Annotated in this window: 17 protein-coding genes; 5 read left to right on the top strand and 12 right to left on the bottom strand. The window is 33.6% G+C overall.

Translation table 11 applies throughout. The features are described from left to right. Positions 1-13: 13 nt before the first annotated feature. The 11 genes from AC4FRF_RS06825 to ychF all read right to left on the bottom strand — a co-directional run bounded on the left by AC4FRF_RS06825 (position 14) and on the right by ychF (position 13,362). A complete protein-coding gene (locus tag AC4FRF_RS06825; RefSeq protein WP_491158738.1) occupies positions 14-2,749 on the bottom strand; it encodes a DNA gyrase/topoisomerase IV subunit A in 2,736 nt (911 codons plus the stop codon). Between the two features lie 28 nt (positions 2,750-2,777). After that, positions 2,778-3,296: a hypothetical protein gene (locus tag AC4FRF_RS06820; RefSeq protein WP_491158737.1), complete on the bottom strand. Its 519-nt coding sequence runs from the start codon at positions 3,294-3,296 to the stop codon at positions 2,778-2,780. 227 nt (positions 3,297-3,523) lie between these two features. Further along, positions 3,524-5,386 carry a DNA topoisomerase IV subunit B gene (locus AC4FRF_RS06815; RefSeq protein ID WP_491158736.1) on the bottom strand — a complete coding sequence of 621 codons (1,863 nt, stop codon included), beginning with the start codon at positions 5,384-5,386 and terminating at the stop codon, positions 3,524-3,526. Between the two features lie 122 nt (positions 5,387-5,508). Then, on the bottom strand, positions 5,509-6,309 hold the full coding sequence (locus AC4FRF_RS06810) for an MBL fold metallo-hydrolase (protein ID WP_491158735.1): 801 nt from the start codon (positions 6,307-6,309) through the stop codon (positions 5,509-5,511). After that, the gene (locus AC4FRF_RS06805) at positions 6,257-6,547 is read right to left on the bottom strand and encodes a hypothetical protein (RefSeq protein ID WP_491158734.1); all 291 of its coding nucleotides are present in this window, start codon (positions 6,545-6,547) and stop codon (positions 6,257-6,259) included. Before AC4FRF_RS06805 ends, AC4FRF_RS06810 begins: the two co-directional genes overlap by 53 nt. Before the next feature lie 6 nt (positions 6,548-6,553). Next, on the bottom strand, positions 6,554-7,741 hold the full coding sequence (gene pncB, locus AC4FRF_RS06800; protein WP_491158733.1) for a nicotinate phosphoribosyltransferase: 1,188 nt from the start codon (positions 7,739-7,741) through the stop codon (positions 6,554-6,556). Positions 7,742-7,752: 11 nt separating this feature from the next. Then, positions 7,753-8,274: an NADPH-dependent FMN reductase gene (locus AC4FRF_RS06795; RefSeq protein ID WP_491158732.1), complete on the bottom strand. Its 522-nt coding sequence runs from the start codon at positions 8,272-8,274 to the stop codon at positions 7,753-7,755. A 73-nt stretch (positions 8,275-8,347) separates the two neighbouring features. Next, a complete protein-coding gene (locus AC4FRF_RS06790) occupies positions 8,348-9,862 on the bottom strand; it encodes a response regulator (protein WP_491158731.1) in 1,515 nt (504 codons plus the stop codon). Continuing rightward, positions 9,863-11,008 (bottom strand): FIST signal transduction protein, encoded by a 1,146-nt coding sequence (locus tag AC4FRF_RS06785; protein WP_491158730.1) that lies wholly within the window; start codon positions 11,006-11,008, stop codon positions 9,863-9,865. It lies immediately after the preceding gene. A 65-nt stretch (positions 11,009-11,073) separates the two neighbouring features. Beyond that, positions 11,074-12,021, bottom strand: a complete 948-nt coding sequence (locus AC4FRF_RS06780) for a YihY/virulence factor BrkB family protein (protein WP_491158729.1) — start codon at positions 12,019-12,021, stop codon at positions 11,074-11,076. 246 nt (positions 12,022-12,267) lie between these two features. Further along, positions 12,268-13,362 (bottom strand): redox-regulated ATPase YchF, encoded by a 1,095-nt coding sequence (gene ychF, locus AC4FRF_RS06775; protein WP_491158728.1) that lies wholly within the window; start codon positions 13,360-13,362, stop codon positions 12,268-12,270. Positions 13,363-13,572: 210 nt separating this feature from the next. Here ychF and AC4FRF_RS06770 point away from each other — a divergent pair, with 210 nt between their 5' ends. After that, positions 13,573-14,316: a class I SAM-dependent DNA methyltransferase gene (locus tag AC4FRF_RS06770; protein ID WP_491158727.1), complete on the top strand. Its 744-nt coding sequence runs from the start codon at positions 13,573-13,575 to the stop codon at positions 14,314-14,316. 46 nt (positions 14,317-14,362) lie between these two features. Here the strand turns inward: AC4FRF_RS06770 and AC4FRF_RS06765 are convergent, their stop codons facing one another. After that, a complete protein-coding gene (locus tag AC4FRF_RS06765) occupies positions 14,363-14,713 on the bottom strand; it encodes a 4Fe-4S dicluster domain-containing protein (RefSeq protein WP_491158726.1) in 351 nt (116 codons plus the stop codon). 160 nt (positions 14,714-14,873) lie between these two features. Here AC4FRF_RS06765 and AC4FRF_RS06760 point away from each other — a divergent pair, with 160 nt between their 5' ends. The 4 genes from AC4FRF_RS06760 to AC4FRF_RS06745 all read left to right on the top strand — a co-directional run bounded on the left by AC4FRF_RS06760 (position 14,874) and on the right by AC4FRF_RS06745 (position 18,943). Further along, positions 14,874-15,932, top strand: coding sequence for an acyl-CoA reductase (locus tag AC4FRF_RS06760; protein WP_491158725.1), 1,059 nt, complete (start codon positions 14,874-14,876; stop codon positions 15,930-15,932). A gap of 93 nt (positions 15,933-16,025) precedes the next feature. Beyond that, entirely contained in the window at positions 16,026-17,096 is a 1,071-nt protein-coding gene (gene serC, locus AC4FRF_RS06755) for a 3-phosphoserine/phosphohydroxythreonine transaminase (protein WP_491158724.1), read from the top strand. Positions 17,097-17,335: 239 nt separating this feature from the next. Beyond that, complete coding sequence (locus AC4FRF_RS06750; protein WP_491158723.1) at positions 17,336-18,286, top strand: D-2-hydroxyacid dehydrogenase; 951 nt, start codon at positions 17,336-17,338, stop codon at positions 18,284-18,286. Between the two features lie 99 nt (positions 18,287-18,385). Further along, positions 18,386-18,943, top strand: a complete 558-nt coding sequence (locus AC4FRF_RS06745) for a hypothetical protein (protein ID WP_491158722.1) — start codon at positions 18,386-18,388, stop codon at positions 18,941-18,943. The last annotated feature ends 48 nt before the right edge of the window (positions 18,944-18,991 follow it).

The following is an 18,991-nucleotide window of genomic DNA, read 5'->3' as shown; positions in this document are numbered from 1 at the left end:
TGGAAGCTTTTGATTATTCTAAAACCAAACCAATCTGACCATCATCATCCAATTGAACTGCTGTACCATCGGCATTCAATTCGCCTTTTACTTCCAAGTTTTCGGCTATTACTTCCTCTGGTGCTTCATAAGGCAATGGTTCCAAATTGTTGACCTGCTTTAGCTTATCGGTAGTTAATTGATTTCCGAGTGCTTTAAAGCCTTTTACAGCAATAAAATTCTCTACGTCAATTGTGATATTTTCTTTTTGAACTCCTTTTATTTTAGGAAACACTAATTCCACAACCGGACGATAATCCGTAGAAACTAATTCTAATTGGGATTTAGGGTGTTCTGTAATAAAACTGTCTTCTTTCCCTTCATTTTCCACTAAAAAGCGTTTCAGATAATAACGTTCTTTTTCACCATCATAATAAATTGCTGAAATTGGTTTCTTAGGAATCCATTTTTCCAGTACAATCATATCTTCTTCAAAGTGTGTTGTCAATTCAGGAATAATAACCTTCAATTTTCCTGATTGTTGAATGGTCAAGATTTTATCACTTGGTCTAAATTCCCCTAATAATTCGCCTCTTCCATCTACATTCAAACGCTGAACGGTATCATCGTACCAAATTTTTCTTGGTAGTAAAGTAGAAATTCCTTTCTCTTTAATTTCGATTTTCTTTATTGGATATTTGGTTACCAAATTCCCTTTAGAAGCACGACCTTTGATTGCCAATTTAGCAAAATCCAAATCAAATTTTAATTTCTTAATGCTACTTATTTGACGCAATAATATTGTAATTACCTCAGCTTCACCATTTGGATTACAGGTAAAATACAACACCATAGAACCTTTCGTTCCATTAGTCAAATCGTATAATTTATCTCTGGTAACACCGGAAACATTAAAACGTTTGATATAGGAAGGTCCTGATTTTCCATCGCGGTACACTAAGTTGTAAATGGTACGTTTATCACTTTTGTCAAAAACAGCCACATGAATAATATCTTTCCCTACAAAAGTCTTGGCATCCACTTTAGTTACCATCATACTTCCGTCACGCAGAAAAACAATTACATCATCAATATCGGAACAATCTGTAACATATTCGTCTTTTTTCAAGCTGGTTCCCACAAAACCTTCGGCTCTGTCCACATACAATTTCGTATTTCTTAAGACTACTTTAGTCGCTTCAATATCGTCAAAAATACGCAACTCGGTTTGGCGTTCGCGGCCTTTTCCGTATTTCTCTTTTAATTTGGCAAAATAAGAAACAGCAAAATCAATGATGTGTTCTAAATTGTATTCGACCTCTTTCATTTCTTCTTCTAATCTAGAAATGAAATCATCTGCTTTATCAGAGTCAAAACGGGTAATACGAATCATCGGAATTTGTGTCAATCGCTGTAAATCATCGTCATTGATTGCTCTGACAAATGATTTTTTGAAAGGTTCAAATCGGTCGTACATGTACTTAAATAAAGCTTCTTTGTCTGAATACAATTTGAAATCAATATACATTTCTTCACGAATGAAGATTTTTTCCAGTGTGGCAAAATGCCATTTATTTTTTAATTCCTCTAACTGAATTTCTAACTCTTGTCGCAATAAATCAACTGTTCTGTTGGTAGAAATTTTCAACATTTCCGAAACCCCGATAAACAAAGGTTTATTATCCTCAATCACACAACCTAAAGGCGCTACCGAAGTTTCACAGGCCGTAAAGGCAAACAGCGCATCAATTGTTTTATCAGGAGAAACGCCCGGATACAGATGAATTAAAATTTCAACCTCAGCAGCGGTATTATCTTCAATTTTCTTGATTTTGATTTTACCTTTATCATTGGCTTTCAAAATACTGTCAATCAAAGTAGTCGTATTGGTCGAAAAAGGGATTTGGGTAATCGCCAGAGTATTCTTGTCTATTTGCGCAATTTTAGCGCGCACACGCACACGTCCACCACGCATACCATCATTATAATTAGACACGTCGGCAATACCGGCTGTCATAAAATCAGGATACAGCGTAAACGATTTTCCTTTTAAGATTTTAATAGAAGCATCAATTAATTCATTGAAATTGTGCGGCAACACTTTAGTAGAAAGCCCCACTGCAATTCCTTCTGCTCCTTGTGCTAAAAGCAATGGAAACTTTACCGGAAGATTGTTGGGTTCCGCACGACGACCGTCATAAGAAACACCCCAATCGGTAATTTTAGGCGAATACAAAACCTCCAAAGCAAACTTAGATAAACGCGCCTCGATGTAACGGGAAGCCGCAGCACCGTCACCTGTTAAAATATTTCCCCAGTTTCCCTGGCAATCAATCAATAAATCTTTCTGACCTATTTGAACCATAGCATCACCAATACTCGCATCTCCGTGCGGATGATACTGCATCGTGTGTCCTACTACATTGGCCACTTTGTTGTAACGACCATCGTCCAATTCTTTCAGCGAATGCATAATTCGGCGCTGAACAGGTTTAAAACCATCCTCAATAGCCGGAACTGCACGTTCTAAGATTACATAAGAAGCATAATCCAGAAACCAGTCTTTGTACATACCGGTAACTTTGGTTATGGTATCACTGCCGTCACTTTCTTCCTGATGATCATAAAAATGCTCTCCTTCAAAAGAATGAGCTTCTACTTTAATAATTTCTTCGCTGTCTTCTCCTTCTTGATTCGCATCAATAGAATTTTCTTCTGAATTATTTTCTTCGTTATCAGGAATGATGTTATCGTCTTCTTCGTCTTTCATTTATGCTGAATTTATTTCAGTTCTTAACTTAGTAATTTTTATAACCTCTACTTTTCAAAAATGCAATTTCTTCTTGCTCATTTCCATCCTCAATAAAAAGTTTGATTCCAAATTTCTTCAATAATTCTTCCATGTCTGAATAACAATATTTTTGAAAACCGTTCAAATTACTTGAATTTCTCGAGCCAATACAGTTTATGCAAAATTCGTCATAACCAATAATATGATCTTTATTATCTCTAAACAATATCATATGTCTTGGCATATAACAGCCTGATTCCATTTCACTAGGAATACAAGTGTCACATACAATCAAATTTAAAAGTTCTTTCTCTTGATATTTATTTAAAATAACTCTTTCTCGAATCATTGTACTATCAAAAGTCAATTTATAATTATCTACCAATATTTTATTAAAAGGTTGTTTACCTTTATACGGTAAAGTATCCCATAATATCCGGTCATAATAAGAAACCAATTCAATTTTTGAAAAATTCTTTATCGGAAATTCTCTTTTTTCAATTATTTTACTAACTGATCTAGCCATCGGAATACCTTCTGTTACAGTTGACCTCTTAGTTTTCTCATTTTTGCAAGAAACTAAAACTATAATAACAACCAAAAAAAAATTCTTCATTTATTATAAATAATGGTTCAAGTTAGTTTGAAAAACAAAATCAACAATTGCGTTTTTTGAGTTTTAAATTTCGCAGACACTGTGTTTTTTTCAATATTAAAAAATACTAGACACTGTCTCGTATTTTTATTCTATTTTTAAGCTTCCTCAAGAGTATCTAATTCCACTTTCAAATTTTTGATGATAAATTCTTGTCGGTCTGGGGTATTTTTTCCCATATAAAAAGACAACAATTGCTCTACCGAAGTATTCTTGTCCATCATGATAGGATCCAAACGAATGTCTTCTCCAATAAAAAACTGAAACTCATTAGGAGAAATTTCTCCCAAACCTTTAAATCGGGTAATTTCTGGTTTTGGTTTTAATTTTTCTATAGCTGCTTTTCGCTCTTCTTCAGAATAGCAATAAATAGTTTCTTTTTTATTTCGAACCCTAAACAATGGTGTTTGCAAAATATACAAATGTCCTTCCTTGATTAATTCGGGGAAAAATTGCAAAAAGAAAGTTATCAGCAATAAGCGAATGTGCATTCCATCGACATCGGCATCGGTTGCGATTACAATGTTGTTGTAACGCAGATTTTCCATGTCGTCTTCAATGTCTAAAGCAGCTTGCAAAAGGTTAAACTCTTCGTTCTCGTACACAATTTTTTTGCTCATACCATAAGAGTTCAAAGGCTTACCACGTAAACTAAAAACCGCCTGTGTATTCACATCTCGTGATTTGGTAATCGAACCTGAAGCCGAATCTCCCTCAGTAATAAAAAGAGTACTTTCTAAATAACGCGGATTTTTAACATCCGGTAAATGCACACGGCAATCACGCAATTTTTTGTTATGCAAACTCGCCTTTTTAGCTCGGTCTTTGGCTAATTTTCGAATACCTGAAAGTTCTTTTCGCTCCCTTTCTGCCTGCAAAATTTTGCGTAACAGCAAATCAGCTGTTTCTGGATTTTTATGCAAATAATTGTCCAGATTATTTTTGACAAAATCATTGACAAAAGTTCGAACCGATGGCATTCCCGGTTCTGAACCTATTTCGGTAGAACCTAATTTAGTTTTGGTTTGCGATTCAAAAACCGGCTCCATAACCTTAATACTCACCGCACCCACAATAGATTTTCTAATATCCGAAGGTTCAAAACCTTTGTTGTAAAATTCCCTGATGGTTTTTACAATCGCTTCTCTAAAGGCAACTAAGTGTGTTCCTCCCTGAGTCGTATTTTGTCCGTTTACAAACGAATGGTATTCTTCACTGTATTGGGATTTACTGTGAGTCATGGCAATTTCGATATCATCTCCTTTTAAGTGAATGATATCGTAAACCTTATCTTCTTCGGCTATGTTTTCATTTAATAAATCTTTTAATCCGTAATCTGAAAAGAATTTTTCCCCATTGTAAATGATCGTTAATCCTGTATTCAGGTAGCAATAATTCTTTAACATTTTAACTACATACTCATTTCTGAATTTGTAGTTTTTAAAAATAGCTTCATCGGGTGTAAAAGTAACTTTAGTCCCTTTTCGCTTTGTGGTATCAATTACATCTTCTTCAAGCACTAAATTTCCAGCAGAAAACTCAGCTGCTTTTTGTTTATCCTCTCTAACTGATTCTACGCGAAAGAAATTAGACAAGGCATTTACCGCCTTAGTACCTACCCCATTCAAACCAACGGATTTCTTAAAGGCTAAGGAATCGTACTTTCCTCCGGTATTCATCTTAGAAACTACATCAACCACTTTTCCCAGCGGAATTCCACGGCCATAATCTCTCACGGCCACCGTTTTGTCTTTTATAGATACTTCAATCGTTTTACCGGCACCCATGACAAACTCATCGATACAGTTATCGAGTACTTCTTTTAATAAAATATAGATACCATCATCTGGCGAAGAACCGTCTCCCAGTTTCCCAATATACATACCGGGACGCATACGAATATGTTCTTTCCAGTCCAGTGACCGAATATTATCTTCGGTATATTTACTTTGATCTGACATTAAATTTTGTGGATTTTTTGCTAATATAGCATATCTCACCCTATTTTAAAAGGGCTTAGCAGCAAAGTTATCAAGAATGATATTGACAAAGCAAATTTAGAAATTAGAAGAACAAATTTAGATTATTTTGTAAACCATAATTCAGCGTCACAATTACTTTTAGTTTTAATAATACTTCCCATTTCAGGAACAATAAAACTCATATTTTCCTCTTTAGCCTTTTTTACAAATCGCTCAACCGGTTCTGTCCAAGAATGTTGCGCTAATGCAAATCCTGCCCAATGTACCGGCATCATGTTTTGAACTTTAGCATCTAAGGCAGCTTGTACACTTTCCTCGGGATACATGTGAATTTGATGCCAGTTTTCATTGTACTGCCCACATTCCATGAAAGCAAAATCAAAAGGGCCTAATCGCGTTCCAATTTCCTTAAAATGTGTTCCATAACCACTATCGCCACTAAACCAAATATTTTCAGTCTCGGTTTTAAAAACCCAACCACCCCAAAGGGATTTGGCTCTATCGGTCAATCCGCGACCCGAAAAATGGCGTGTAGGCGTGAATGTAATTTTTATGTTTTCAAAAACTGCTTCGTCCCACCAATCAAATTCGCTGATGCTATCGGCTTCAATTCCCCAGGAAACCAAATGTCTTTTTACGCCTAAAGCCACATAAAATTGTTTCGCTTTCGTTTTTAATTTCAAAATACTCTCATAATCCAAATGATCGTAATGGTCATGCGAAATAACAACCAAATCAATTTGGGGAAATTCATCAATCAAACCTAAAGTATTTTCACTAAAACGCTTTACTTTGAAAGGTGCAATGGGTGCTGCATCCGAACCAAACATAGGGTCAATCAAGATAGTCTTAGCGTTCAATTGCATAAAAATGGCCGAGTGCCCGTACCAAATGGCTTGCATCAAATGATTTTCTGATTCGAATTCTTTTTTTATCAAAAGGAAATATTGGAAGTGGCTTCAATGGTTCTCTGTCTTTTTTTTCACAGAATTGCTTATGCAAAAATTTAGGCAAATTGGACAAAGCAAAATCCATTTTGGTTTCTTCTAAATTTTCAAAAATACTGTCATTCCAATTCACTGATTGCGCGTACTTTCCTATATCGGATTTTGAAGGTTTTGCTCCAAATTGTTTTCTCATCTTACATTAACTATTTGAATTTTTAATCCCCAAAACTTCTTGAGCCAAAGCAATCATTTTTGCAGTTCCCGTATATTTATTTTTTTCGTCAGAAAGTTTTACCACTCCTTCCCAATGACTATTTTCAGGCTGGGTTTCTACCATTTTAATCACCATATTCATCGATGGCAAACCGACATCGTTACTGAAGTTGGTTCCAATTCCGAACGACATTTTTATTTTTCCACGGCAAAAATCAGCAATTACTTTTACCTTATCTAAATTCAAAGCATCAGAAAAAATGATAATTTTAGACTTTGGATCGATTCCTAATTTTTCATAATGAGCAATGGTTTTTTGCGCAAATACAATAGGATCTCCGCTGTCGTGACGCACTCCATCAAACAACTTAGCAAATTTTTTATTGAATTGCTCCAGAAAAACATCTGTAGTATAAGTATCGGTCAATGCAATTCCTAAATCGCCTTGATACACTTGGGTCCAATTTTCTAAACCAATGGTATTGGCCATTTTAAAACCATATTGCGCAGCGTGATACATAAACCATTCGTGTGCGTGTGTACCCGAAGGATTTTTCCCTTGCAGCATCGCAAAATGTACGTTACTCGTTCCCAAATAACTGGCTGCTCCGTATTTATTCAAAGTTTCGTTGACCAATTTATGAACTTCATACGAATGACGACGGCGTGTACCAAATTCCAAAACGACTACTCCTAAGGCATTGTAATTTTCGATTTTTTCTTTGGTAATACGTACAACCTCTTCATCGTCCACACGAACGAGATTTTGAGAAACATAAAACAGTTCGGAAATCAAAGCCATCAAAGGCACTTCCCACAAAATCGTTCGGTACCAATAGCCCTCAACAGTTACCATTAAATTGCCCCCTTCTTGAGAAATAACAACTTCGGAGGGATCATAACGATAACCTTGTAAAAAATCTAAATAAGTAGGATCTAAATACGGACAATGTGTAGCTAGGTAATTTTTCTCTTCTTTAGTCAATTGCAGCTGCGTCATCGCATCGACTGCTTCTCTAAGCAAAACTGCAAAATTAGAAGGAAAGATATGTTTTCCTCGATTGATAAAAGCATACTTAACCTGAGCTTTAGGAAACAATTTCACAACTGCATGCTGCATAGTGAATTTATAAAAATCGTTATCTAAAATCGATTTTAAAGTAACTGTTTCCATCTATTAAGATATTACAAAGCATTTATTAAATCTTTTAGTTCTTTATCCAAATCGGCATTAATGATCGATCCTTTTTCACTATCAAAATTAGCATTAAAACTAGGCAAAGAAAAAGTAGCTTTAACATTGGCACCATAGCGAGGAAAAGCATTTTTAGCAATTTCTAAAACAGTTGCTCCACCTCTTCCTCCAGGAGAAGTTGCCATCAATAACATGGGTTTTTCTTGAAATACTTTGCCTATAATTCGAGAACACCAGTCGTAAAGATTCTTGAAAGCTGCCGAATAGTTTCCGTTGTTTTCGGCTAATGAAACTACTAAAAAATCAGCAGACTCTATTTTAGACAAAAAAGCTTTAGCTAATTCATGCTGACCAATTTCGGCCTCAATATCCACACTAAAAAGCGGCATTTGGTAATCATTTAAATCCAAAACTTCTACTTCGGCATTTTCAAACAATGAAGCGGCATAGGTGGCTAATTTTTTATTGATGGAATTTTTACTGGGGCTTCCGCCAAAAGCGATTATTTTCATAAATCTGTTTTTAAATAAAAGTAATCAAATTTAAATAATTCTATTACAGCAAAAAACCTCTTTTTAAAAGAAATCACTTATAATATTTTCGCAATTTCATATTCAATTCTTTTGGATTAAATGGTTTTATAATATACTCATTCAGACCAATCTTCAATCCTTTTTCAAGATAACTATAAGATGAAGAAGCAGTTAATGCAATAATAGGAATCAACGAATTGGTACTTCTTATAAGCGCAGTTGCTTCATAACCATCCATTACTGGCATTGATAAATCCATTAAAATCAAATCATATTCATTCGATTTAAATTTTTCAACAGCAATAAGTCCATTCTCAGCAGTATCAACATTTACATTCCATTGCTTTAATATTTTTTCTGCAATTTTGATATTAATTAAATTATCTTCAACCAAAAGAACTCTTAATCCGTCTAGGTTTTCTTCTTTATAATCATGATGTACAATACTGTTTTTTAACTCTAAATTTGTCAAAAAGAAAGGTAATTCGAGAACAAAACTAAAATTAGACCCTACGCCTATTTCGCTTTGTAATTCGATATCTGAATTTAATAAATGAAGTAGTTTTTTTGTTATTGCCAAACCTAAACCTGTTCCACCAAATTGACGGGTAGTTTTGACTTCAGCCTGTTCAAACTTTTGAAATATAGATTTAAACTTTTCGACATCAATTCCAATTCCGGTATCAATAATTTGAACTTTAAAAACAGAAACAGTTCCCTTTTGTTTAATTTGATCAATTTTAATCTGAATCAATCCGTTTTTAGTAAATTTTATAGCATTCGAAACTAAATTTGTAATAATTTGTCCAATTCTTAAAGGATCACTAATTATATTGGAAGTAAAATTATCATCAATAATTACTTCAATCTTATTTAAATTTTCTGATGCTTTAATTTCTAAGGATTTTGCAATATGCGTGACCAATTCTTTAAAATCAAATGGAATTTTTTCAAGATCAATTTTCCCTGCTTCTATTTTATTAAAATCTAAAATATCATTTATGAGCATGTATAAATTTTGTGCGGAATACTTTAAAATACTCAAGTTTTCCTGAAAACTATTCAATGTATTTTCTTTCTCCATTATATAAATCAAACCTATGATTGCATTTAACGGAGTTCTAATTTCATGACTCATGATGGAAAGAAAATCAGACTTGGCTTCATTAGCTTTTTCAGCATTCATTTTTGCCGAATACAATTCTTCTTGAAATTCTTTCTTATATTCTATTTCATTACGCAAAATTTGCAGCAAGTTATTTGAATCATCTCCATTTTGAAGTTTTATTTCATTGCTATTTAATTGTTTTATAGCTTCAATTAAGTTGTTCTGGATACTTTCTTTTTTTTCTAATTCTGATTTTAGCTTTTGATTTATTTCATTGTATTCCAAATCATTCAAACGAGAGGATTGCTCAAATAAGTCGGCATCTTTCTCAAAATTTAAATAAGATAGATTTACAACTTCAATAAATTTTTGAACTGATTCATTACTAGCAATGAAATCATCCGAAAAATGCTTTTTTATCTGTCTATTAAGCTGTCTATGTATGTTCCCTTTATCCATCTATAATTCTTCATAAATAGTTGCAATAGTCATCGTTTGGTTGTGTAACTCACAGGCTACTTTTTTAAGTGTTGGGGAAATTTCTCCATAAGAATAAAAACCACAAACTAAGGTATCATCTCCAAAAATCTCTTTTGCCACTTCAAGTTCTTCTTCAATCCTATTACCCAAAACAATTTTTCTCCCTACACAACTCACCAACAAAGCTAATTGTGGTTTTGCAGATTTCTCTGAAAAAGTTTGGGAAGCAGCACTATAAGAAGCATCAATTATTTTATCTAAGTTTCCTTTCATCAATCTAACAAAAGAACCTTTAGGAATATTACCTGCAAAAGTCATCGATTTTTTTTCTTCATCAATAGATAAAATAGTTCGTACAACTGGTTCGGAATTTTTATCTTCTTTCATCGAAATTGGAAAATACAATGACGAACTCGGTAAATCTTCGGCATATTTTCCAAGATATTCCTTGTATAAATCCAATGCAAACCGATCACCTATCTTATACAAGATATTTTTTTCAGAAAGTGTAACTTCTCTTTCTGGTCCAAAATCGCTCCAACCTCCTTCAGACCCAAAACCAAAATATATTGCATCTCCATAAAAACCAACAGCTACAACTTTTCCTTGAGAAGCATCCTTATTTAAACCTACAATTGTTTTTTCAAACTTATATTCATCTCCTGCCAATCCACCAAAAATAGGAATCCTGCCATTAGTTTGTTTAATGAGTTCATTTATAAGTTCCGTACCATTTACAAAACTACCTTCGGAAAGGATTAGTATTGATTTTAAATCTTTATTGTAAAGGTCTAGATTAATTTTATTTCCCAATTCCTGAATATTTAAGTCATTCAGAATATCAATTTCAGATACTTTTATGGTTGTTTTTTCAAAATTTATAGCCGTGGCTACAATGCTTTGTTCAATCAAACTACCATTCGAAATTTGTCCGGAAGTAGAACTAATAATAATATCTGCTTCTGGATATAATTCTTTTATTTTTTTATAAGGTAATAAATCATCTAATAAAACTCTTTCACCAAAAGCCAACACCAGATTTGCTTTACTTGAGATGAAACCATCGGAAGAAAAAAGAATCCGCTCTTCCATTTTTTCATTAATAATAACTTGTTGAAGTTTCATAGTTAAAAAATTTTAGATTGGGGTATATAAAGCAACAAAAAAAAAGCCACATAACAAAAAAACACCTACAAAATATTTTTCCCCTTTTCTCTAATTAAAACACGATCAACTTCAATAATTTCTTTTTTTATCCGTACTGAATATTTATTAGGCTGAATAGAACCCCCAAATTTCTGGGCATATACTTTAGTAAACTCAGCTCCAAAATACAGAATTATAGCCGAATAATACACCCAAACGAGAATAATTATTACGGAACCCGCTGCTCCATATAAATTAGTTATCGATGAACTTCCTAAATAAAAACCTATGGCAAATTTGCCTATTATAAATAACAATGCAGTGAATGAAGCACCAATTAATGCGTCTTTTTTTTGGATAATTCCGTCAGGAAGTGTTCTAAAAATAATGGTAAACAACAAGGTAATTATCACAAAAACTATAATAATATTCACTACATAAAACAGATAAAAGATACTGTCCGGAAAGTAGTTCATAATACGCTTACTTAACACATCTAAAACCGTATTAACCATTAAACTCACTAGCATTAAAAACCCAACAGAAGCAATCATAGAAAAAGACATCAACCTGTTTTGGATAAACTTCTTCAAACCTCTTTTAGGTTTTGCACTAATTCCCCAAATAAAATTGATAGAACTTTGAATTTCGGCAAAAACCCCTGATGCCCCTATAAGCAACATCAATACTCCAAAAACGCTCACAAAAACATTACTATCAGCAAGGGCTACATTCTTAATAGCATCTTGGATCTGGATGGCTGCATCATTTCCTATTAAATTATTAATTTGCCCATATAATTGTCCCGCAACAGCATCTTCTCCATAGAAGAAACCACAAACAGTAATAATGATAATTAACAAGGGCGGAAGTGCAAAAATGGTATAATAAGATAAAGCAGCACTTAATTTAACCGCATTATCATCTAAGAAAGCCAGACCACTTTCTTTTAACAGAAATCCTGCTTTAGACAAAAATTCTTTAGCTTTCATATTTCTACATTTTATAATCCTATCAAATTTAAGCATTATAAAAAGTAAAATAATTGCAATATTTATTTTAAAATTTACAGGATAACCATATTAAATAAGTCGAAAACTTAAAAATCACAAAATCAATTTTAAACTAAAATTACTCATAAAACTCTAAATTAAATACATAAAAAAAAACTGCTCAATTACTTGAACAGTTTATCTATATTCTTTTTTCTTTTTTCTTTTTTCTTTCTTCTAAAAAAACTATACATTAAAACGGAAATGCATGACATCACCATCTTTAACAATGTATTCTTTTCCTTCTACACGTAATTTTCCGGCTTCTTTTACTTTTGACTCAGAACCATAGTTTGAGAAATCTTCATAAGCAATAACTTCGGCACGAATAAATCCTTTTTCGAAATCGGTATGGATTACTCCAGCAGCTTTAGGCGCTGTATCACCAATGTTGATGGTCCATGCACGAACTTCTTTTACTCCTGCTGTAAAATAAGTTTGCAGGTTTAATAATTTATAAGCTGCACGAATTAATACTGCCGAACCCGGCTCAGACAATCCTAAATCCTCCAAGAAAACCTGACGCTCTTCGTAACTTTCTAATTCGGTAATATCAGCTTCAGCACCTACTGAAAGTACAATTACTTCGGCATTTTCATCTTTTACTAATTCACGCACTTGATCTACATATTTATTTCCATTTACCGCAGCAGCTTCATCTACATTACATACATACAAAACCGGTTTCGTGGTAATTAACTGAAAATCTTCCATCAAAGCCTCTTCATCATTCGATTGAGGAACAATCGTTCTGGCTGATTTTGCCTGTAACAATGCTTCTTTAATACGATCCAAAAGTGCTTTTTCAGTCTGAGCTTCTTTATTTCCGGTTTTTGCAGCACGATTTACTTTTTCTAAACGTTTTTCAACTGTTTCTAAGTCTTTTAACTGCAACTCAATATCTATCGTTTCTTTGTCACGAATAGGATTTACATTTCCGTCAACGTGAACAATATTGTCATTGTCAAAACAACGCAATACGTGAATAATAGCATTACATTCTCTAATATTCCCCAAGAATTGATTTCCTAAACCTTCACCTTTACTTGCTCCTTTAACTAAACCAGCAATATCTACAATATCTACAGTAGCCATTTGTACACGTTCCGGTTTTACTAACTCCTCTAATCTAGAAATTCTAGGGTCTGGAACATTTACCACACCAATATTAGGTTCGATAGTACAAAATGGAAAGTTTGCACTTTGTGCCTTAGCATTGGACAAACAATTAAATAAAGTTGATTTCCCAACATTTGGTAATCCTACAATTCCTGCTTTCATGTTTTTTATATTTATAGACAGTACGAGTTTATGGTACGTTTTGAAAATTTTTATTTTTAAAAGTGTGCAAATATACTATATAAAATCCATAGTTAATACAATTCTAAAATTTATGCAAAGCATTTACTTCCCATAAAAAAGCCTTATCTTGCAGTTGCCTTTTTTGACTAATTAAATCCTAAACAAAAGGATCAAAAATTCTAAAATGCTATGACTAATCTCTATCCCGATGAAATGGCCGCAATATATGACGCCATGTACCAAAGCTTTATAGATTATGACAAAGAATATGATTTTTACAACAATTTACTTCAAAAAAACAAACCTAAATCTATCTTAGAAATAGGAAGCGGTACAGGAAATTTAGCACAACGTTTTGTAGAAAACCGCCAAAACTATAAAGGTCTTGACTTAAGCAAAAGTATGATAGCTATTTCCCAAAAAAGAAATCCCAACTGTACTTTTATCCATGGTGATATGCGCGATTTTAATTTGGAAGAAAAAACAGATGCTATTATTATTACCAGTAGATCCACCAGTTATCTAATTTCTAATAACGATATTAATGATACTTTTAGCAGTTTATACAATAACCTGAATCCGGAAGGCATTATTATTTTTGATTTTATAGACGCTAATCGCTACATCCCTTTTATTAAAGAAAATAAAACTATAATACACTCGGCTGAACACAATAATGTTACTTACCTGAGAAAAAGTGACTGGGAAATCAGTTCGCATGACAATTTTATATTGGAATGGACCGCTAAATATTACAAAGAAGAAATTGATGATGCTAAAACAATTGCAAACAACTACTCTACCGTCCGAGTATTTACATTAAACGAAATGCAATTATTTTTATACTTAAATCATTTTGAAGTTATCGAAATCATTGACCGAAAAACTTACGCTTACGATACTTATGTTATTGTAGCCAAAAAAAAATCCTAAGCTATTGCTCAGGATTTTTTTTAAATTGAAATTAAAATATAATTCACTATTCATTATGCAAGAAAGCTTGTCTATTCAACAAGGTTTCTTCATCCTCTACATGATTATCATCAGGAATACAGCAATCTACAGGACAAACAGCAGCACATTGTGGCTCATCATGAAAGCCTTTACACTCTGTACATTTTCCCGGAACAATATAATACACCTCATCAGAAATAGGAGTTTGAGCCTCTTCAGCATCCACTTCTGTTCCGTCAGGAAGTACTACTTTTCCACTTAATTTTGTACCATCTTTATATCTCCAATCGTCAGCTCCTTCATAAATTGCTGTGTTTGGACATTCTGGTTCACATGCACCACAGTTGATACATTCGTCTGTTATGATAATTGCCATTCTTATTAGTCTTAAAGTTAGCAAGTCTCAAAGTTAATCAGTCTTTTTTCAAATCGTTTCTATAAACTTTTTGTCTTTCGACTTTTGACTTTTGACTTTAGATGTTATTATGATTACTTTTGTGCAAAATTACAATCAAAACATTTCATAAACAAACATTATGACATTAGAAAACAAAAAAAATATTTTTATAGAACTAGGAAAATTCCTGAGTCAATTTTCTGAAGCCGAAAACAGTCCAAAGGAAGGCGTTTTAGGCAATGCTATTTTTTTTGATTCTTTTGCCAATTTGATTCAGCTTTCGCAATCGCATAATGGCTGGTATACTCCTGAACAAGTGCATTATGCCGTGCAATCATGGGCTAAAGCCTTAACAGAAGAAAACCTGAATGAGTGGTTATCTAAATACTCTTTTGAGGGCGTAAAAACTAAAAAAATCGCCTTAATATTAGCAGGAAATATTCCATTAGTAGGTTTTCATGATTTCCTATCTGTTTTGATTACCGGTCACGATGTTTTGATTAAAACCTCGTCTAACGACCAACATTTGCTTCCATTTTTAGCCAAATACCTTATTCATATTGCTCCCGAATTAGAGAACAAAATCACTTTTAGCGAAGGCAAACTGGAAAACTTTGATGCCGTAATTGCTACAGGAAGCAATAATACTGCTCGTTATTTTGAATATTATTTTAAAGACAAACCGTCAATTATTAGGAAAAGTAGAAATTCGGTTGCCGTTTTAAACGGACAGGAAACAAAAGAACAACTAGTAGCACTTGGCGAAGATATTTTTAGATATTTTGGTTTAGGATGTCGCAATGTTTCTAAAATATTTGTACCAAAAGACTATTCTTTTGATGCTTTTTTTGAAGCTATATTTGAGTACCAAGACGTGATTCACTACGAAAAATATGCTAATAATTACGATTACAATAAAGCGGTTTTCCTGATGAGTAATTTTAAATTATTAGACAATGGTTTTTTAACTATAAAAGAAGACAGCAGCCATGCATCTCCTATATCGAGTGTCTTTTATGAATATTATGAAGATCTGGCTGATATAGAAAAACGATTGGAATTAGAGGCTGAGAACATTCAATGTATCGTAAGCAATAATCTGATAAAAAATAGTGTTACATTTGGACAGACTCAACAGCCAAAATTATGGGATTATGCAGATAATATAGATACTATATCGTTTTTGTTAATAACATAGAAAAAATTTTAATAATTATTATGAATAATTTAATGCTTATTCGAGTCGTATTACCGAAATTTGCATTTTAATTTTTTGGACATAAACTACACCATGAAAAAACACAACTACAGCGCAGGACCTTGTATTTTACCACAAGAAGTTTTTGAGAAATCAGCACAAGCTATTTTAGACTTCAATAATTCAGGATTATCTATTTTAGAAATTTCGCACCGCAGCAAAGACTTTGTTGCTGTTATGGACGAAGCTAGAGCTTTGGCTCTTGAATTACTTGGATTAGAAGGAAAAGGATACCAAGCTCTTTTTCTTGCTGGCGGAGCTAGTTTAGAATTTTTGATGGTTCCTTACAACTTAATGAAAGAAGGAGGAAAAGCAGCTTATTTAGATTCAGGAACTTGGGCTACTGCAGCTATTAAAGAAGCCAAATTCTTTGGAGAAACTGTTGTTGTAGCTTCTTCAAAAGAAGACAACTACACTTATGTACCTAAAGGATATGAAATTCCTGCTGATGCAGATTATTTCCACTGTACCTCAAACAATACTATTTTTGGTACTCAAATGAAAGAATTCCCTAAAACAAATGTTCCATTAGTATGTGACATGAGTTCGGATATTTTTTCTAGAGACTTAGATTTTTCTCAATTTGATATTATTTATGCTGGTGCTCAAAAAAATATGGGACCTGCAGGAACAACCCTAGTAGTTATCAAAGAAGAAATCATTGGTAAAAACGGTCGTGCTATTCCAAGTATGTTGGATTATGCCAAACACGTTAAAGCGGATAGTATGTTCAACACTCCTCCTGTATTCCCTGTGTACGCGTCTCTATTGACATTGAGATGGATCAAGGAAAAAGGCGGAATTGCAGCGGTTGAAAAACTAAACAACGCTAAAGCTGAATTGCTTTATAACGAAATTGACAGAAACCCATTATTTAAAGGAGCAGCTGTTGCAGAAGACCGTTCTAACATGAATGTAACTTTCTTGTTAACAAATCCAGAGCACACGGAAACATTTGACAAAATGTGGAAAGAAGCTGGTATTTCTGGTCTTCCTGGACACCGTTCAGTAGGTGGCTACAGAGCATCTATCTATAATGCCATGCCTATTGAAAGCGTACAAGTATTAGTGGATGTGATGCAAGCTTTAGAAAAAGCGGTTTAAATTTTTAATTGAGGATTCCAGATTTTTAAATTTTGGATTACTAAATTCTAATTGAAATTGACAATTTGCAATTGCAATTGAATTTAAAATTGCTAGCAGAGGCTCTAGCCCCGATAGAAGTGGAAATCCTTGTGGCGGCAGGCATCTACGCCGACACAAGATTGAAATGGATAGCGGGAAACAGCTTCTAAAACATTCAATTAATTTGAGGTATAAACCTCGTAATGTAATAAAAAAACATGAAAGTATTAGCAAACGATGGGATTTCAAAAAGTGGAATCTTAGCTTTAGAAAAAGGTGGTTTTGAAGTAATCACTACAAAAGTTGCTCAAGAACAAGTAGCTAACTACATCAATGAAAATAACGTAAGCGTTATTTTAGTTCGTAGTGCGACTAAAGTTCGTAAGGACATTATTGATGCTTGTCCGGGCATTAAAATCATCGGTCGTGGTGGTGTAGGTATGGATAATATTGATGTGGATTATGCTAAAAGCAAAGGCATTCACGTAATCAACACTCCTGCTTCATCTTCAGAATCTGTAGCTGAATTAGTTTTTGCTCATTTATTATCAGGTGTTCGTTTCTTACACGATTCTAACAGAAACATGCCATTAGAAGGAGATACCAAATTCAACGATTTGAAAAAAGCCTATGCTAACGGAGTTGAATTAAGAGGTAAAACTTTAGGTATTGTAGGAATTGGTCGTATTGGTCAGGCTACTGCTAAAATGGCTTTGGGTTTAGGAATGAAAGTTATCGCTGCCGATAGTTTTATTCCACAAGTAGATGTAAAAGTAGAGTTCTTTGACGGACAAGCTATCACAACTACTATCAAAACACAATCATTAGAATCAGTATTCGCTGAATCTGATTTCATTACATTACACGTTCCTGCTCAAAACGGTTACATTGTAACTGAAAAAGAGTTTGCTACAATGAAAGACGGTGTAGGTATTGTAAACTGCGCTCGTGGCGGAGTAATCAACGAAGTTGATTTGGTTAAAGCTTTAGACAGCGGAAAAGTTGCTTTTGCCGGTTTAGACGTTTTTGAAAACGAACCAACTCCAGCTACTCAACTTTTAATGCATTCTAAAATCTCTTTGACTCCACACATTGGAGCTGCAACAGGAGAAGCACAAGACAGAATTGGAACTGAATTAGCTTCACAAATCATTAGCTTATTGAGCTAAAAGTTTAAAGCTTTTATAACACAAAAGGACTCATTACAAATTGCTAATGAGTCCTTTTTTTTATTATATTTGATAAGTAATGATATAAAAGTGAATCTCATGTTAGCACAATTAACACAATTAGTACAGGAATTTGGTGAAGATGCAGTTATAAAAAACGAAGCTATTCCGCACGAACAAAACCAAGCAGTTTTGCAGGAAATCAGCAACTCTATTTTTTCAGGCTTACAAAAAATAGCCAATAATGCTGATTTATCGCAAATTGCAGGACTCTTACAAGGCAAGGATATTGACAAAAACAATCCTACCCTACAACAAATCACAACAGACGTTTCTAATTCATTAACAGAAAAATTAGGAATCAGCTCCAGTACAGTAACTTCATCAGTTACAGCCATGATTCCAAAAGTACTAAGTTCCTTAATTCAAAAAGCTAACGACCCTAAAGATACAAGCATTAATCTTTCTGGATTACTCGATTCCTTAACCGGAGGAAACAGCCCTGAACACGCAAGCATCATGGAAGCTATCAGTGAATATGGAATTCATTTTGGCCTAGACCAAAATTCGGATGGAAAAATAGATTTAGACGACGCTATCGAGTTGACTAAAAAAGGTGGAATAGGTGGAATGCTGGGGAAACTTTTTGGAAAATAAAAACACTACTCAATTTAACAGGAATGTCATTTATTTAGTTATAAATGA

It is taken from the genome of Flavobacterium sp. ST-158 (assembly GCF_058309975.1).
Note: the sequence above shows the minus strand (reverse complement) of the source record. Positions and strands in the feature narration are given on the sequence as shown.